Genomic DNA, 18,366 nt, shown 5'->3' on the forward strand with positions numbered 1-18,366 from the left:
TCGGCCCGGCGCCGATCAGCTCCCGAACGACCCGGAAGACACGTGAGAGAATACGCACCGCAGTTCCCGTCCCCCGTAAGGCCCCGTGAGGACCGCACCCTCATCGACGTCCTCCTCGAGTCGGCCGCCGCGCATCCCGATCAGCCGGCCCTCGACGACGGCACCCGGGTGCTCAGCTATTCGGAGCTCATCACTGCGATCCGCGATCTCGCACTGGAGATGGCCGAGACCGGGATCGGCCCCGGTGACAAGGTCGGCGTCCGTGTCCCCTCGGGGTCGGTGGATCTGTACCTGGCGATCCTCGCCACGCTCATGCTCGGCGCGGCCTACGTTCCCGTCGACGTCGACGATCCGGATGAGCGGGCGCGCACCGTGTTCGCCGAGGCGGCCGTGACCGGAGTGATCACCGCCGGACCACACATCGAATCCCGCACCGACCGCGGACCCCTCGACCGTTCCGAGCTGCGGTCCCCCACTCCCGATGACGACTGCTGGGTGATCTTCACCTCCGGGTCGACGGGCACCCCGAAGGGCGTTGCCGTCACCCACCGTTCGGCCGCGGCCTTCGTCGACGCCGAGGCGGCCCTGTTCTGCGTCGAGGAGCCGCTGGGTCCCGGCGACCGCGTTCTGGCGGGACTGTCCGTGGCCTTCGACGCCAGCTGCGAGGAGATGTGGTTGGCATGGCGGCACGGAGCATGCCTGGTCCCGGCCCCGCGTGCGCTGGTGAAGTCCGGGATGGATCTGGGTCCGTGGCTGTCGTCGCGGCAGATCACCGTCGTCTCGACCGTGCCGACCCTGGCCGCGCTGTGGCCGGCGGAGAGTCTCGACAATGTCCGCCTCCTCATCTTCGGCGGCGAGGCGTGTCCACCCGAACTCGGACGGCGGCTCAGTGATGATGACCGCGAGGTGTGGAACACCTATGGTCCCACCGAGGCGACCGTCGTCGCCTGTGCCGCCGTGCTCGACGGATCCGAGCCGGTGCGCATCGGCCTGCCGCTCAAGGGCTGGGACCTGGCCGTCGTCGATGCCGAGGGCGTGCCCGTCGCCGATGGAGAGACCGGTGAGCTCATCATCGGCGGGGTCGGTCTGGCCCGCTATCTCGACCCGGCCAAGGACGCCGAGAAGTTCGCCCCCATGCCGAGTCTCGGCTGGGAGCGGGCGTATCGGTCGGGCGACCTCGTCGTCAACGATCCGGCCGGGCTGATCTTCGTCGGTCGCGCCGACGAGCAGATCAAGCTCGGGGGCAGGCGCATCGAGCTCGGTGAGATCGATGCCGCCCTGCAGGCTCTGCCCGGAGTCGAGGGTGCCGCGGCGGCGGTGAAGAAGACCGCGGCCGGCACGGACGTCCTCATCGGCTATCTCGCCCCCGGTGCCGGTTCCGGCGAGGCCGATCTTTCCGCCTGGGAGGCCCGACTGCGTGACGAGCTGCCGGCCGCGCTCGTTCCCCGTCTGGCTCTCGTCGAGGATCTGCCCACGAAGACCTCGGGCAAGGTCGACCGCAATGCCCTGCCGTGGCCGCTCGATGACGGCGCCGAGGCGGCCGGATCCGATGAGGTCTTCGACGAGGACACGGAGTGGGTCGCCGAGCAGTGGGCCGCGGTCCTCGGTGCCCGACCCGGCAGCGCTACGGACTTCTTCACCGCCGGCGGCGGTTCACTGGGAGCAGCGCAGCTCGTGTCCCGGCTGCGCACCCGCCATCCCAGCGTCACCGTCGGCGATATCTACGCCCATCCGCGCTTCGGCGCCCTGTCCAGGCTCTGCCGCGGCGAAGAAGGATCCGGCATCGGACCGACGGGTCCCAAGCGCACGATCACACGCACTTCCCGGGGGATGCAGGCCTTCCAGGTTCTGCTCGGGATCCCGGTGCACATCCTCGGCGGGGTTCGGTGGGTGGTGCTGGCGATGCTGGCGGCAAATATCGGTGTCGGACTAGGCGCGGATCTGCCGCTGACTCCGTGGCCGGTCATCATCGTCCTCTTCCTCGTCTTCGTCACCGCCTGGGGACGAATGCTCATCTCTGCGGGAGCGGCGCGTCTGCTCATGATCGGGATCCGGCCCGGGGACTATCCGCGATCGGGCTGGGTGCACAAGCGACTGTGGCTGGCCGAGCATATCGCCGATCTTGCTGCGGCGGTCTCGGTGGCGAGCGCACCCTGGGTGACCTGGTATGCGAAGCTGTTGGGCAACCGCATCGGGCCCGATGCCGATCTGCACTCGGTGCCGCCGGTGACCGGTTTCCTCACCCTCGGCGAGGGTGCGGCGGTCGAACCCGAGGTCGATCTCAAGGGCTGGTGGGTCGATGGCGATCTGCTGCGCATCGGACCTATCGACATCAGTCGCAATGCCACGATCGGCGCCCGGTCGACGCTCATGCCCGGCGCCGAGGTGGGCGTCGGGGCCCTCATCGAAGCCGGATCCGCAGTGACCGGGCGGGTGCGGAAGAATCAGATCTACTCGGGTTCACCGGCCGTGCGCGTCGGGAAGGCGAAGAAGTCCTGGCCTGCTCCCCCGCCTAGGCGGCGTCTGCCGTTCCTGTTCTATGCCATCGGTTCGCAGATCAATGCGCTGCTGCCGTATCTCGCTGTGGTGCCGGGCATTGCCTTGATGCTCGCGCTGTCCGGGATCGAGGTCGTCGAGTCGCCCTGGCTGTTGGTGGCGTGGTCACCGGTCGTGGCCTGTCTGTGGTTCTTCACCACTGCACTGTTCATCCTCATCGCTGTGCGGATCCTGGCGATCGGCATGGAAGAGGGAGAGTTCCCTGTCCGCTCGGCCCGCGGTTACCGGGTGTGGGCGACGGAGCGGCTGCTCGACATGGCCCGGGACCTGCTGTTCCCCCTCTACGCGTCGATGCTCACCCCGTGGTGGCTGCGCCTCCTCGGTGCGAAGGTAGGTCCGGGCACTGAGATCTCCACCGTTGTCTTCGTTCCGAAGATGACGACGATCGCGGCCGGTGCCTTCCTCGCCGATGACACCATGGTCGCCAGCTACGAACTCGGCCACGGCTGGATGCGGGCCGGGCGCGCGAAGGTCGGCAAACGCGCCTTCCTCGGCAACTCGGGAATCGCCTCACCCGGCCGCAGAGTGCCGAAGAACTCCCTCGTGGCGGTGCTGTCGGCGGCACCGGCGAAGGCGAAGAAGGGATCGTCGTGGCTCGGCTCTCCCCCGGTGCAGCTGCGCCGCGCCGCCGTGGAATCCGACGAGTCGCTCACCTACGCTCCGACCTTCGGGGTCAAGGCCGCCCGTGCCTTTTGGGAGACCCTGCGGATCTCATCGATCATCGCCGGCGGCGTGCTCATCACAGCTGTCGTGCTCACCATCTGGTTCTTCCTCGGGCTACCGGGCGGGGTGGCCGCTCAGTCGACGACGTTCCTCACCTCCGTGCTGCTGGCCCTGCTCACCTCGGGGGTCGTGATGATGGCCGCCGGTGCCGTGGCGGCGGGACTGGCCGTGGCTGCGAAATGGATCCTCGCCGGTCCGATCCGGCCCGGGGAGCATCCGCTGTGGTCGTCATTCATCTGGCGCAACGAGGTCGCCGACTGCTTCGTCGAGCTCGTGGCCGCTCCCTGGTTCGCCCGGAACGCCGTGGGCACGCCGGCGATCGTGTGGTACCTGCGGGCGATGGGTGCGAAGATCGGGCACGGCGTATGGTGCGAGTCCTACTGGCTGCCGGAGGCCGACCTCGTCGACCTCGGGGACAACTCGACGGTCAACCGCGGCTGTGTGGTCCAGACTCACCTGTTCCACGATCGGGTGATGAGCCTTGATACCGTTCAACTCGATCCCGGTGCCACTTTGGGACCCAACAGCGTCATCCTCCCAGCCTCCACCCTGGGGGAGAACGCCACTGTCGGGGCGACGTCGCTGGTCATGCGCGGCGAGTTCGTGCCGGCCCATGCCTACTTCAGCGGCAATCCTGTCATACCCTGGGTGGATGCCCCAGAACTTCCCTCACTCGAAGAAGAAGACCGAGACGGCGACCGATCGAGCCGATCGCATGCTTGATTCCTACACCCAGGGCGTCGGCAATGCGGACCTTCACATCGACCACTACGATCTCGACCTCGACTACCGGATCGGCCCGAATCGGCTCTCCGCCAGGGCGGTGCTCAAGGGACGCGTCCTCACGGAAACTTCGTCGATCGTCCTCGACCTCACGGGTCTGCGGGTGACGAAAGCCAGCGTCAACGGCAAGAAGGTCCGCTTCTCCGCACGAGGGAAGAAGCTGCGGCTGACGACCCCTGCACTAAAGAGCGACCAGCCTGTGGTCATCGACATCAGCTACACGGGCAATCCGGAACCGGCGATCGGCACCTGGGGAGACGTCGGCTGGGAGGAGCTCGAAGACGGGGTGCTCGTGGCCGGTCAGCCCGTCGGTGCCTCGACCTGGTTCCCGTGCAATGACCATCCCTCGAACAAATCCCAGTACAGGGTCTCGGTGCTCGTCGAGTCCGAGTACACGGTGGTGTCCAATGGGTCGCTGACGAAGAAGACGCGCAAGGCAGGGCGGACCCGCTGGACCTATGAGTCGACGACTCCCCTGGCGACCTATTTGGCGACGGTGCAGATCGGTCGCTACAAGTACGGGCAGATTCCATTGAGCTCCGGTGCGACGAGGTTCGGCGCCGCGATGCGCGGGGCGGCGAAGGATGCCGTTGCCGGTTCGGCCAGAGACGCCCTATCGAGCGCTGTCCGAGGAGTCGCCGGCGCTGCCGGCAAGGACGTGTCTGTTCACGATTCGTCGGGCAAGCGAACGAGGCACAGCCGCAGCGAGTCCCCTGTTTCCCTCGGTGTCTATGCCGATGATCATTGGGATGTGGCAGTCGAACGCCTCGGCGTCCAACACGGAATGATGAACCTGTTCATCGACCGCTTCGGACCCTATCCGTTCGACGTCTATGACGTGGTCGTGACCGATGATGTGCTCGAGATCCCGCTCGAGTCGCAGCCGCTGTCCGTGCTCGGTCCCAATCATCTGGGACCGGAGTGGGAGGCCGAGCGTCTCGTCGCCCACGAGATGGCGCACCAGTGGTTCGGAAACTCGCTCACACCGTCACGGTGGAGGGACATCTGGCTCAATGAGGGCTTCGCCTGCTATGCGGAGTGGCTGTGGTCGGAGGAGTCCGGGCGTGCGAGTGCCGATGAGCGTGCGCGGCAGTGGTGGGAGGAGCTGTCCGCTCAGCCTCAGGACATCTTGCTCGGTGATCCGGGTGGGCCGGACATGTTCGATGACCGCGTGTATAAGCGCGGTGCCCTGTGCCTGCATGCTCTGCGCATCGAACTCGGCGATGCGGAGTTCTTCACCGCCGTCGGCGAGTGGACGAAGCGGTACCGTCATTCGTCGGTGAGCACCGAGGAGTTCATCCGCTGTGTCTCCGAAGTGGCAGACCGTGACATCGCCGAGGTGGTCCGGCCTTGGCTCGAGGAACTCGAACTTCCGAATCTTCCGGACCTTCCATAAAAGGGCCAGGGGGCTGAGGAGCTGACTGCGCCTAAGTAAATTCCAGCTCCAGAAGCTGTTGCGAACTCTCGGCAGCGGTGTGCCTCAGCCGAGCTTGCGGACGAGCACGTTCGAGTCGCCGTTGCGTCCGACGGACACGAATCCGTGGTCGGTGTAGAGTTTCGCCGCCCCGTTGCCGTCCTCGACGGACAGGCTGACGGCGGGAAAGCCGCTCATCCGCGCCAGCGCACAGACCGTGTCGAGAAGGGCTCCGCCGATTCCCTGCCCCTGGTGGTCGGGCAGCACTGCCATCGAGAGTTCAGGAATGTCGGCTGCGACCCAGCCGTACCCGGTGAAGGGCATCTGCTCATCCGACGGCGTCAGATCGGCGGCCGCTGGCTCAGTGGCTGCGTCGTCTGCGTCAGCGGACCCGTCGGTGTCGGTGCCGGCCGGTACGTCTGAACCCGAGCCAGCCACAGCCCCAGCATCAGCATCAGCATCAGCATCAGCGTCACCCTCGGTCACGACTTCGCTGCGCACCACCTCGGTGCCGGTCTTGTCCAGGGCGGCGGCGAAGTCTCCACCCACCTTTTCGTCGGCCCTCCCGACGACATCGTCGATATCGGCCAGGCGAACCCAGGCGAGTCCAACGATCGGTGACTGCGCATCGGCTTCGGCGTGCGCGGCGACGGCGATATCTCCCTCGCGTCCCCAGCCGCGGTAGTAGAAGACGGCATCGCTGCGGTACCGGAGGTCCTCGATTTCGATCCGGGGTCTGTCCATCGACCAGTTGAAGCACAGATCGAGGAAGGGCAGGAAGGTCTCGTCATCGGTCTCGGCCGGGAGCGGACGGATCCGTCCGCGCAGGGAGGCGGCGGCCGCCTCAGCGGTGGTGTCCGGCGAATCAGCGGTGGTGTCCGGCGAATCAGCGGAAGTGTCCTGCGAATCAGCGGAAGTGTTCTGCGAATCATGAGCGTCAGTGTGTGCAGCGTTCATGAGATTCCTTTCTCGACGGCGCGTTCGATCCACGCCCGGTTGCGTACTCGCCAGCCCAGTGTCAGGGCGCGGAAACCGACGAATCCGATGCAGAAGCCGGCCCAGAGTCCGGGTGCTCCCGGCCAGATGCTGATGATCGGGATGAGCAGAATTGCGTATCCGATCACAGCGACCAATTGTGCCAGAGCCAGATACTTCGCGTCCTCAGCTCCCATGAGCACTCCGTCGAGGACGAAGACAAAGCCTGCGATCGGCATGCTCAAGGCGAGGACCGGCAGGAGGGCGGCCAGTGCCGCTACCACGGCCGGGTCCGAGGCGAAGGCACGGGGGATGATTCCGGAGCCGGCGAACAGGACGACGCCGACGACGATGCCGAAGACGATCCCCCACAGGCACAGGCGGCGGTTGATCGCGGCGACCGCCTCGGTGTTCTTCGCCCCCAGCTCGAGGCCGATCATCGCCTGGCCCGCGATGGCCAAGGAATCGAGGGCGAGAGCGAGAGCGAAGAAGATGCTCTGAGCGACCTGGATCGCGGCGAGGTCCGTCGTGCCCATCGCCGTGGCCAGGAAGACGAGGAGGATGAGGGCAGCACGCAGCGAGGCGTTGCGCACCAACAGCCATCCGGAGGTCTTCGCCGAGGTGAACACGCCTGTCCAGTCAGGGCGGATGCTGGCGTGGAGGCGACGGGCCGCGCGGATGGAGATGGTGAGGTAGACCGTGCACATTCCGGCCTGCGCGATGACCGTGCCCATCGCCGATCCCGCGACTCCCATGTCGAGGCCGTAGATGAAGATGGCGTTGAGGCCGATATTGGCGATGCAGCCGGCGGCCGCGACGAGTAGCGGGGTCTTCGTGTCCTGAAGTCCGCGCAGCAGTCCGGTGGCCGCGATGACCATGAGCATGAATGGCAGCCCCCACCATGAGATCGCAAGGTAGGAGTGTGCACCCGCGGTGATGATCGGATCCGGGTCGAAGGCCTCGATCGCTGTATTCAGCAGGGGCAGCCCGATGATGATGAGCAGGACGGAGGTTCCCAGTGCCAGCCAGATTCCGTCGAATCCGGCCGTGATCGCGCCCGGCCGGTCCCCCGATCCCATCCGTTTCGCCACCCGCGGCGTCGTAGCATAGGCGAGGAAGATCATCAGGCCGAGCACCGTCTGCAGGATCGTCGAGGCGATCGCCAGCGATCCCAGGGCACCGGCACCGAGGTGGCCCACCATGGCCGTGTCCGTGAGCAGGAAAATGGGTTCGGCGATCAGGGCTCCGAGTGCGGGTAGGGCCAAACGGAGAATGTCTTTGTCGATCGCTGCCACGTCCCCGATTCTAGCGAACCGGTGCGCCGGGGACGGTTTCGCAGGAATGCTGTAGCGGGGACGCGAGTTCAGGCCGGATCGCAATGTCGTGTCAGTGCCGAACTGTAGAGTCGGACGACAAACAGGTCAGTGACCGACCGGACTCAAACTAACAACCTTGGACGCAACATTATGTATTATCAGTTCTATTTGCAATCGAATTGTGACTTTCAATTCATTCTGGGGATCGTATAATTGAGATAGCCGACTTCCCTGACGACTGACTTCCACAGAGGCGTGGAGAGGTGAGAGACCGATGAAGAACATCGGAGACAGCGACGGACAGGCATTCGGTCTGCCCACCGCTCCCCCTGCAGGGGCTGACCGTCGAGCTCTGTCCCAGTTCCGCCGCGCTCACGGACGTCGCATGGAGATCGCCGAGGAGAATGAGCTTGTCGACCTGCTGAGCACCTATGCGCAGAGCAGCCTCGCCCAGGTCAATTCCTTTATCGCCACCAGCCACGTCGTGGCCCAGGATGTCGCCTACGCTCTGGGGCTCATGGGCACTCGGCTCGATACGGTCTACGAATTCGCATCTTTTACCAGAACCGCTGCCCGGCACCGTCTGCCCGAGGACAAGGGAGTCGATCGTGAGTCCGACGGCGACGACTGCATCGTCGACGTTGCTGACGACGACGCATTCTCGTCGACCAGAAGCTGGACCCGAAGAGAGACACGTGCATGGACCCAGGCACTGGCCGCCGTCGAGGCCGAAACCGGGAGGAAGATCGACGCAGACAAAGGACGGAAGAAGGACCGCGCTGCCGGTCGCCGCACTCGTCGCGTGAAGAAGCTGGCAAAGCAGCTGCTGACCGACCCCGCTCTGCTGCCCGACTTTCCCGGCTACGACCCGAAACTGACGTTCTTCACGTGGCTGCGCGGCAGCATCGAACCGACCGAGGCCGGGGTCTATTCGAGTCTCCTCGGGGCAACGACGAGTAACTCGCTCAGGCATATGACCTCGTCGATGACGCTGACCCAGGGACTTCCGAAGTTCCTCAAGCGATGCCTCGATGGGGACTTCACGATCGAGCACGTCGATTGTGTCACTCGCGCATGCCGTGACCTGCACTTCGAGCACCTGCCGGAGTTCGACGATTATCTGGCGCACAGACGCGCCGACATCACGATCGAGACGTTCAAGCGCTCGGTCGCCTTGAAAATCGCGGTAATCCAACCGGCCGAGGACACTCTGAAGAGTGTTTCACTGCGTCGTCGGGTCGATTTCAGCAGCGGCGACGATGGGACTGCGTACCTCACCCTGACCGGGCCCGCACCGGAGCTTCAAGCGTGCTTCAGAAGGCTCGACGCCTTTGCCCGGGCAGTGCATAAGAGCAATACGAGTGCGTTCTCAGGTCAGTTGAAGGCTGGAGACTGCTTTGATGAGGAGCGTACGATCTCGGCTCTCATGTTCGACATCCTCACGCGCACGCGTCCGCAGCTGAAGCTGCGCATCATCAGCACGAACGACACCGACAGCTCGTCGACAAGCACCGATTTCCCTCTCGACGGCCTCTTCGCCGGACCCGACGGCACACCGATGCACGAGGGTGAGTCCCTGCTCGACTACATCGAGCGGGTATTCGACGACATGGACAAGACCGGCTGCCAATCACAGGCTCAACCTGTGCCAACCGATTCGGAAACCTCCGCTCAAGATGGCTCCACCACCGATGCACCCACCACACCGGCCGACCGCGTCTTCGAATCCCAGATGCTCGAGGCCATCCTCAGCAGCAACAGCGCCACGGACCGCGACAAGGTCGACGCGCTCTCAACTTTCATCGGATCGCGTGCCAGCGGAGCTCGCCCCGCAGTTGAGGGCACCGGAGCAGAGACAGCGGGAGTAATCGATGCTTTCGGCAATCCCATCCTCGACGCCGGCGAGCGCCGCATCAGTTTCGAGTTCCTGCTTGATATGCCGACCAGTGAGTATTGGCTGGCAAATCAGGCCAGCACCTTCATCACCGTTCCTCTGCTGACTCTGCTCACCCAATTCCAGTCGGAAGACGGCAACGTTCCGCCACCTACCGCCGATCCCCCGGGTGCGCCGCCGCCGACAAACGATCCGCCGGGTCCACCGCCACTGAGCACCGATCCCCCTGATGCGCCACCGCCGCCCATAGTTTCCCCGGACCTGCCGCCCACGGCCGAACCACCGACCGCACCGACCACACCGACCAACTCAAACACACCGACCACAGGACCTGACGGACCGCTGACCTCAAATGAGGTGTGCGATCTGGCGGGCATGCTTCCAGACGGGTCGCCGATTCCCGCCGACATGGCACGGCGGGTCGCAGGATACTCCACCACCTGGACCCGGCTGCTGACCGACCCTGCGACCGGAACACCGGTCGATGCGAAGGCAACGTCCTACGCCATTCCCAACAGCGTACGCAAAACACTCGTCGCTCAGTTCGTTACGTGCACCTTCCCCGGGTGCACTCAGCCCGCCGAGGTGTCAGAGGTGGACCACATCGACCCGTTCAACCGCTCCGACCCGACCCAGGGTGGTCTTACTCGCTTCGGAAATCTCCATTGCCTGTGCAAAGCCCACCACATGCAGAAGACCAACGGCAGTTTCGACGTGCGGATGGCCGAACCCGGCCACCTGGAGTACGTCTTCCGCAAGGGCGTCACCGTGGAGGTCGTCTCACCGGACAACCCGATCAGCGTTGAGCATGCGCGGCTGTTCCTCGAACGGTTCGGCAGGGGCCTCTCGCGCACGGGACGAGCAGCAGCACCGGAGGATTTGAGCACAGAGGGTCCTCTGACTCGCGAAAGCGCTCCAGTAGCCGAGCACGAGTCCGGCAGCGGTCCTGGGTCCAACAGCGGTCCTGGGTCAAACGGCGGTCCTGGGTCCGGCAGCGATCTTGAGTCTGGCGCCGAGACGTCGTCCGCACAGGGCGGCGATGCACACAGCGGCGATGCACACAGCGGCGATGCACACACCGCTGATCCCGCGCCCGGCGATCGGAAGCGAGCACGGGAATGCCCTGAACCGGCCGCGGCCGACGGATCCCCTGGCTGGAGGGAGCTCACCGGCGAGGACCTCTTCGCTTTCACACCCGCACCTGCTCCGAGCAGTTCCGGCACCACATCTGGCACCGCGCGTACAGACGAGGACAACGCCGAACTGCGCAGCTGGTTCTGGGACAACGGCGAACCTCCACCGTTCTGAGACGACTCCGACAACCCCGCAATGCCCTGAGGCAGGTCCTCTCAACCTGAGAGTCGTCGCTCTCCACATCAACGGAGCACGCAGAAAGGGCCGGCGGTTCTCGGTCAGAATGACCAGAGAATCGTCGGCCCTCCGTTCCTGCTGAGCTGCCGGCGGAATGCCTCAGCAGACCTCAAACAGTCCGGCTGCGCCTTGGCCGCCGCCGATGCACATCGTGACGACGACGTACTTCACTCCGCGGCGACGTCCCTCGATGAGAGCGTGACCGACGAGACGGGCACCGGTCATTCCATAGGGATGTCCAACGGAGATACCGCCGCCGTCGACGTTGTACTTCTCCGGGTCGATGCCGAGGCGGTCACGGCAGTACAGCGCCTGCACGGCGAAGGCCTCGTTGAGTTCCCAGAGTCCGATGTCATCGATCGACAAGCCATGGGTCTTCAACAGCTTCGGAATAGCGAACACCGGTCCGATGCCCATTTCGTCCGGCTCACAGCCGGCCACGGCCATACCGCGGTAGACGCCCAGCGGTTCGAGTCCGCGCCGACTGGCTTCGTCGCTCGACATGACCACCGAAGCAGAGGCTCCGTCGGAGAGCTGCGAGGCGTTGCCGGCGGTGATGCTCGGAACCTTCGACGCCACGCCGGGATCGAGCACCGGATTGAGTCCGGCAAGGCTCTCAAGCGTCGTCGATGGGCGGTTGCCCTCGTCGGCTTCGAGGAGCACATCCTGGCGCGAGGTCTCCTTCGTCTCCTTGTCGACGACGACCTTCGTCGTCGGCAGAGGCACGATCTCGTCATCGAACCGTCCGGCCTCCTGAGCAGCGGCGGTACGCTGCTGCGAAGACAAGGAGTACTCGTCCTGAGCCTCACGGCTGACGCCGTAACGTTCGGCCACGACCTCGGCCGTCGCCAGCATCGGGTAGTAGATGCCCGGGATGCGCTCCACGAGCCACGGATCCTTGGCCCGGAACGTGTTCATCTTGTCATTCTGGACCAGCGACACCGACTCCACGCCACCGCCGACGGCGATCTCCTGGCCGTCGAAGAGGACCTGCTTCGCCGCGGTCGTGATGCCCATCAGCCCGGAAGCGCACTGCCGGTCGATCGACATGCCTGGAACCGTCACAGGAAGACCGGCTCGCAGCGCTGCCTGTCGAGCGACATTCGTCCCTTGGCTGCCCTGCTGCAGAGCGGCACCGAAGACGACGTCCTCGACCTCACCGCCTTCCAGACCGGCGCGCTCCACAGCATGCTTGATCGCATGGCCGGCCAACTCCTGAGCCTGGGTGTCGTTGAAGGCACCACGGTAGGCCTTGCCGATCGGCGTGCGAGCCGTCGACACAATCACTGCTTCTCTCATGGGTCTCACCTTTCGAAGATGTTCGTGAACTCGTCGTGAGGACGGTGGCGATCAGTCCTTCGGACCACCGGCGACGTAGATGACCTGACCGGAGACGAATCCGGCACCCTCGGAGGCGAGGAACGATGCCGTGTGGGCGATGTCTTCGGGCTTGCCCGATCGTGCCACGGGGATCTGCTTGACCGAAGCTTCGACGAACTCCTCGAAGCCCATACCTACGCGCTCGGCGGTGGCCTTGGTCATATCGGTTTCGATGAAGCCGGGAGCGATGGCGTTCGCGGTGATGCCGAACTTGCCGAGCTCGATCGCCCAGGTCTTCGTGATTCCCTGGATGCCGGCCTTGGCAGCGGAGTAGTTCGTCTGTCCGCGGTTGCCCTGAGCCGAGGTGGAGGACATCGAGATGATGCGGCCGAACTTCTCTTCGACCATGTACGACTGCACGGCCCGAGCCATGAGGAACGCTCCCCCGAGGTGGACGGAGAGAACCTTGTTGAACTCCTCGTGAGTCATTTTGAACAGGAGGTTGTCACGCAGGATCCCTGCGTTGTTGACCAGAACGGTCGGCGCGCCGAGGGTCTCGGCGACCTGCTTGACCGCAGCGTTGACCGAGCCTTCGTCAGAGACATCGGCTTCGAGGCCGAGCGCTTCGCCGCCGGCTTCCTTGATGGCGGCAACGGTCTCATCGGTGGGGCCCATATCAAGAACGGCGACCTTGAGTCCGTCGGCTCCGAGTCGCTTGGCGATGGCGGCTCCGATGCCGCGGCCTCCACCTGTGACGATTGCTGTACGAGTCATGAACAAGCTCCTAAAGATGATGTTGCGTCATTGCCGTGGGGAACCGAGTGTTCGACTGCGGTTCGCGTCTGCACCGGAACCGATGTGACACAGCTCTCCCATGCAGCTAAGGCCACTGTAGACCAATTCCGTCACTGAACGATTGTTTGCTCATCTTTCAGACATATAGCTGGGTCCAGCGACTCAAAACCTCGACGCCGTTCTGCGAAGCTCCGCTCACAAGCACCCCGACCTCGCCTTTTGTTCTCCCTGCCCGGCTCGCCCGGCAGATTATCGAACGTTCAAAAAACTAGCTCAAAACCATTGACTTCACCAGAGTGATTTGGAAGTGTTCACATCAGTCGAAGTCCATTACGGATTGCCGACGACTCCGAGCACCGTCACTGACGACGGCTCGGGCAACGTGTGGAGCGAGCCCGCTCCAGGAGCTTTTCAAAGGAGAAAAGATGAACTCTGTCTCGCGAAGTCGCCGCCGCAGACTCTCGGCAGCCGCAGTTTTGGGAGCAATCGCATTGACTGCCACAGCCTGCGGAGGAGGTGGTGGCTCGGGTGAGGGTGACACGGTTGTCATCGGCTACACCGGACCGCTCAGCGGAGGAGGCGCCGCGTACGGCGAGAACGTGAAGATCGGTCTCGAAATGGCCATCGACGACCTCAACGCAGACGGTGTAGAGGTCGACGGCAATCCCGTGACACTGGAGCTGAAGTCCCTCGACGACAAATACGCACCATCCACCGCGGCAAGCAATGCTCAACGATTGGCCGATCAGGACAAGGCCCCGGTGGTCGTCTCCCCGAACGCCGGAGCGATCAAGGCGATTCAGCAGATCAACAGCGGCAGGTCGAACTTCCTCATCTCCGCCTACACCTCTGACCCGGCGATCGTGCAGGCCGACAACCCTCTGACGATGATGATTCCTCCGAACTTCGAGTCCTATGCCGAGGAATTCTCCGAAACTGCCATGGAGCACGGAGGCAAGAAGCTCGCTCTGCTAGGTACTCAGAGTGAGTACGGACAACAGTGGACCAAGTCGATCAAGGATGCCTGGAGTGAAGCCGGCGGGAAGATCGGCGGCGACAACAGTGTCGACTACGCCACCGTGTCCGACTTTGCGGGCCCCGTCTCGAAAGCCCTGTCAGAGAAGCCCGACGCCATCTTCGTCGGCGGACCTTCCCAACCGACAGCGCTGATCATGGAAGAAGCTCGAAAGCAGGGCTTCAAGGGCAGCTTCCTCGTCATGGACCAGGCGAAACTGGATGAAATGGCCACGGTGACGAAGCTCGACAATCTCAAGAATTCGGTCGGTGTCCTGCCAGTCTCCGAATATGAGGATCCCGGTACCGAGGACTTCCTGAAGAAATTTGCTGAGAAGGCCGGAGAGAAGAAGGTCCCGACCAGTGAAACGGCACTGAACTACCAGGGAATTGCGATCATCGCGAAGGCGATGGAAGCTGCGGGGACGACCGACGACCCCGAGAAGATTCGCGAAGCCATCAGCGAGGCACTGCCTGAGGTCGATGACAAGTACAAGGTCAATGGCTTCCCCGACGAGATCACAGAACAGGGCCACCTCCTCAATCCCAACCTGGAAGCAACCTTCCTCAATGAGGACGGCAAATACACCAAGGTGCCGATCGAACAGGTATCCGACGACAAGTAATCTCCGTCAACGGCCGTTCTTAAGGTGAGGCGCATCGGTGCGCCTCACCCGGGCCGCACTCATGCCTGCAGAGGACCCGACAATCATGACCCTCTTCATCCAACAACTCTTTAATGGCCTCGCGCTGGGCGGTGTCTACTGTCTCGCTGCGATCGGGCTGACATTGGTATTCGGAGTGCTGCGCATTCCCAACCTGGCTCACGGTGCGCTGTATATGCTCGGCGCCTACATCACCTACTTCTTCCTGACAACCGTCGGCGTTCCCTATATCGCCGCAATCGGCATCGCTGCGATCATGCTCTTCATTGTCGGAGTCGGTCTCGAGCGCCTCGTCTTCCACCCCTTGCGCAACTCCCCGCATACTCACCACATGATCGCGGCCGTCGGTGCGATGTTCTTCTTCCAAGCACTGGCTCAAGCGATCTGGGGCGCTGACTTCCGACGCATGGACACACCGATCACCGGCGAACTCCGCATTCTCGGCGCCGAGATCTCTGCGCAGCGAATCGTCATCATCGTCACCGCTGTGATCGTCTTGGCCCTGTTGGCGCTGTTCATCAAGCGGTCCATCCATGGCCAGACGATCGAAGCGATCGAACAGGACCGCGTCGGTGCATCGCTGGTCGGCATCAACCCGTCGATGGTTTCAATGCTGACACTGGGGCTGTCCGCCCTCCTGGCCACGATCGCGGCGGGCCTCGTCGCACCGATCAATCTCCTGTCTCCGACGATGGGCGACGCACTCAATCTCAAGGTGTTCGCCATCATCATCCTCGGTGGTCTGGGGTCGCTTCCCGGCGCCATCGTCGGCGGTTTCGCACTCGCTATCGCAGAGACGATGACGGCGACCTACATCTCCTCAGCCGTCGGTGAGGCCGTGGCATTCATCGTTCTCGTCGCCGTGCTGGCCATCAAGCCGAACGGACTGTTCACGAAGGCGGTGCAGCGATGAACCCAATGAAGAATCCTCGAATCATCGGCACCATCGCCGTCATCATTCTGCTCGGTCTGACGCCCCTGGCGTTTGCACAGGAGAACTACGCGATGCGAGTGATCACCGTGGGCATGTGTGCGGCGATCGCTGTCTACGGCCTCAACATCATCCTCGGCTTCACGGGACAGCTGAACCTGGCTCAAGGCGGGTTCTTCGGAATCGGCGCCTATGGAGTCGGGCTGCTCACCACCGATTACGACTGGAGCTTCTGGGCAGCCTTCGTCGTGTCAGTCATCGGGACTGCGGTCATCGGCTACCTCTGCGGGCTGATCGCCCTGCGGACCAAGGATGAGTACTTCGCCATCTTCACAATGGCCATCGGCTTCATCATCTTCCTCGTCATCAGCCGCTGGGAGCCCGTGACTCATGCCCATTCCGGGGTCAACAATGTGAAATTCCCCGAAGGCGGAGGGCTCATCGACTTCGAATCTCCGGTCGCGATGTTCTACCTGGTGTTCGCAATCCTGCTCATCTGTGTCTACACGACCTATGCGATCAGGCGTTCGAGCGTAGGCCGCACACTGCTGACCATCAGGACGAGCGAAGACCTGGCGGATGCGATCGGAGTGCGCGTCGGCTTCAGCAAACAGCTCGCCTTCGCCGCCTCGGCTGTCTTCGGCGGAGTCGGCGGCGGCCTCTACGCAACAGTGGTCGGTTTCATCGGACCCGACGCGGCATCGATCGACAAGACCTTCGAATTCCTCATGTTCATTCTCGTCGGAGGCATGGGCACTGTCGCGGGTCCTCTGCTCGGAAGCATGATCGTGACATTCCTGTTCGAACTCTTCCAGGACTTCCAGGCCTATCGATTCATCGTGCTGGGTCCCATCATCGTCGCCCTCGTGATCTTCGCGCCGCGGGGAATCGTCGGATACCTCGGCGGTTTCGTCGACAGACGCAATCGACGGCGCAGGGCGGAGGAAGCCCGTGGTGCCGACGACGATCTCGATTCGACAGGTGCTTCGACCTCCGGCGGAACAGGCGACCACCGCGCACGCAACGTCGCCGACGGGATCGAATCGGGTGCCGGCCGGACCGGAGGCACCCCCTCTTCCGAGGAGACGAAATGACAATGCTTGAAATACGAGACCTCGGTAAGCGCTTCGGCGGGCTCGATGCGGTCAAGGACGTCAATCTGGACGTCGAGGCAGGTCAGATCACTGCAGTCATCGGTCCCAATGGAGCAGGCAAGTCAACGCTGTTCAACCTTGTCCATGGATTCTATCGGCCCACAGCCGGGACCATCAGCTTCAAGGGTGAGGACATCACTCATTCCTCACCACACCGGACTGTGGCCGGCGGCATTGCCCGCACATTCCAGACAACGAACCTGTTCGATGACAGCACTCTGTTGGAAAACGTCTTGGCCGGTCGAATCGTCCGTTCGAAGTCCAACGTCTTCGACGCGGTCTTCCACACGCCTCGCCATCGTCGTGAATCACGTATCAACGAAGACAAGGCGATGGAAGCTCTTGAGTCCTGCGGGGTCGCGGAATATCGGCACGATCTGGCGTCCAATGTTCCGCAGGAGGTGCAGAAACGCACCGCAGTGGCCATGGCGCTGGCCACGGAGCCCGAGCTGCTGCTGCTCGACGAACCCGCCGGCGGCATCCCCGAAGAGGAGACCGTCGATTTCGGCAACCTGATTCGGTCGTTGCCACAGCGAGGCGTTTCCGTCCTCCTCGTCGAGCACAAGATGACGATGATCATGGACCTCGCGGACACGATCCTCGTCCTGGACCACGGGCAGAAGCTGGCGCTCGGCGCACCGGCGGAGATCCAAACGAATCCGGATGTCATCCGTGCCTATCTCGGTTCGACAGCACAGGAGGAGAACTGATGCTCACGCTCGACAATGTCAGCACCGGGTACGATGCCACGAACGTTCTCCACGGGGTGAGCATCACGGCGAATCCAGGAGAGCTCACCGTGGTCCTCGGAGCGAACGGGTCAGGCAAGACGACACTCTTCAGAACCATCAGCGGACTGATGCGTGTCCGTGCCGGGTCGATCACCTATGAGGGTCGTCAGCTGCAACGAGCTCGCCCGAATGCCATCGTCAAAGCCGGTATCGCGCACTGCCCGGAAGGTCGCCACCTGTTCGGCAAGATGTCGGTGGAGAAGAACCTGCGTCTGGGGTCCTATCCTCACCGGAACAGATCGCGAACAGAAGAGGTCTACGCTGAGGTCCTCGATATGTTTCCGATCCTCAAAGAGAAGGCGAAGCAACCAGCAGGCTCCCTGTCCGGCGGACAGCAGCAGATGGTCGCAATCGGACGAGCATTGATGTCCGACCCGAGCCTGCTGATCCTGGATGAGCCGTCGATGGGCCTGGCTCCCATCGTCGTCGAGCAGGTGCTCGAGTCAGTCGCCCAGATCAATCGAAACGGCATCGGCGTCCTGCTCAGCGAGCAGAACGCGAAGGCATCGCTGGCGATCGCCCACAGAGGATACGTCCTTGCTGAGGGGAGGATCGTCCTCGCTGATGATGCCTCTCGGCTGCTCGACAACCCCGAGGTGCAGGCGGCTTACCTCGGCCTCTGACGAGCGGACGCCTCCCATTCGTGCAGGAAGACTGCGCAGTA

12 protein-coding genes are annotated in these 18,366 nt (G+C 63.5%); 8 read left to right on the forward strand and 4 right to left on the reverse strand.

The features are described 5' to 3' along the window. Positions 1-42 precede the first annotated feature (42 nt). Together HK108_RS12270 and HK108_RS18915 are read left to right on the forward strand one after the other, a co-directional pair. Positions 43-4,002: a Pls/PosA family non-ribosomal peptide synthetase gene (locus HK108_RS12270; protein ID WP_181271733.1), complete on the forward strand. Its 3,960-nt coding sequence runs from the start codon at positions 43-45 to the stop codon at positions 4,000-4,002. Beyond that, positions 3,995-5,458, forward strand: coding sequence for a M1 family metallopeptidase (locus HK108_RS18915; RefSeq protein WP_229664127.1), 1,464 nt, complete (start codon positions 3,995-3,997; stop codon positions 5,456-5,458). Before HK108_RS12270 ends, HK108_RS18915 begins: the two co-directional genes overlap by 8 nt. An 84-nt stretch (positions 5,459-5,542) precedes the next feature. Here HK108_RS18915 and HK108_RS12285 read toward each other — a convergent pair whose 3' ends face one another. Then, positions 5,543-6,433 (reverse strand): GNAT family N-acetyltransferase, encoded by an 891-nt coding sequence (locus HK108_RS12285; protein WP_181271734.1) that lies wholly within the window; start codon positions 6,431-6,433, stop codon positions 5,543-5,545. Beyond that, entirely contained in the window at positions 6,430-7,746 is a 1,317-nt protein-coding gene (locus HK108_RS12290; RefSeq protein WP_181271735.1) for an MATE family efflux transporter, read from the reverse strand. The genes HK108_RS12285 and HK108_RS12290 overlap by 4 nt, the downstream gene beginning before the upstream one ends. Positions 7,747-8,041: 295 nt before the next feature. On the opposite strand from HK108_RS12290, the gene HK108_RS12295 reads away from it, so the two are divergent. Next, positions 8,042-10,969: an HNH endonuclease signature motif containing protein gene (locus HK108_RS12295; RefSeq protein ID WP_181271736.1), complete on the forward strand. Its 2,928-nt coding sequence runs from the start codon at positions 8,042-8,044 to the stop codon at positions 10,967-10,969. Positions 10,970-11,131: 162 nt separating this feature from the next. Here the strand turns inward: HK108_RS12295 and HK108_RS12300 are convergent, their stop codons facing one another. Both HK108_RS12300 and HK108_RS12305 read right to left on the reverse strand, forming a co-directional pair. Next, positions 11,132-12,331, reverse strand: coding sequence for an acetyl-CoA C-acyltransferase (locus tag HK108_RS12300; protein ID WP_181271737.1), 1,200 nt, complete (start codon positions 12,329-12,331; stop codon positions 11,132-11,134). Positions 12,332-12,382: 51 nt separating this feature from the next. Further along, positions 12,383-13,126: an SDR family oxidoreductase gene (locus HK108_RS12305; RefSeq protein ID WP_181271738.1), complete on the reverse strand. Its 744-nt coding sequence runs from the start codon at positions 13,124-13,126 to the stop codon at positions 12,383-12,385. A 512-nt stretch (positions 13,127-13,638) separates the two neighbouring features. Here HK108_RS12305 and HK108_RS12310 point away from each other — a divergent pair. The 5 genes from HK108_RS12310 to HK108_RS12330 all read left to right on the forward strand — a co-directional run bounded on the left by HK108_RS12310 (position 13,639) and on the right by HK108_RS12330 (position 18,325). Beyond that, positions 13,639-14,787, forward strand: coding sequence for an ABC transporter substrate-binding protein (locus tag HK108_RS12310; RefSeq protein ID WP_229664121.1), 1,149 nt, complete (start codon positions 13,639-13,641; stop codon positions 14,785-14,787). 85 nt (positions 14,788-14,872) lie between these two features. Beyond that, complete coding sequence (locus tag HK108_RS12315; protein WP_139469740.1) at positions 14,873-15,739, forward strand: branched-chain amino acid ABC transporter permease; 867 nt, start codon at positions 14,873-14,875, stop codon at positions 15,737-15,739. A gap of 5 nt (positions 15,740-15,744) precedes the next feature. Continuing rightward, entirely contained in the window at positions 15,745-16,851 is a 1,107-nt protein-coding gene (locus HK108_RS12320) for a branched-chain amino acid ABC transporter permease (protein ID WP_229664122.1), read from the forward strand. A gap of 2 nt (positions 16,852-16,853) precedes the next feature. Further along, entirely contained in the window at positions 16,854-17,621 is a 768-nt protein-coding gene (locus HK108_RS12325; RefSeq protein ID WP_181271740.1) for an ABC transporter ATP-binding protein, read from the forward strand. Then, positions 17,621-18,325 carry an ABC transporter ATP-binding protein gene (locus tag HK108_RS12330; protein WP_139908273.1) on the forward strand — a complete coding sequence of 235 codons (705 nt, stop codon included), beginning with the start codon at positions 17,621-17,623 and terminating at the stop codon, positions 18,323-18,325. The genes HK108_RS12325 and HK108_RS12330 overlap by 1 nt, the downstream gene beginning before the upstream one ends. Positions 18,326-18,366 lie beyond the last annotated feature (41 nt).

It is taken from the genome of Brevibacterium sediminis (genome assembly GCF_013623905.1).
Taxonomy (GTDB): domain Bacteria; phylum Actinomycetota; class Actinomycetes; order Actinomycetales; family Brevibacteriaceae; genus Brevibacterium; species Brevibacterium sediminis.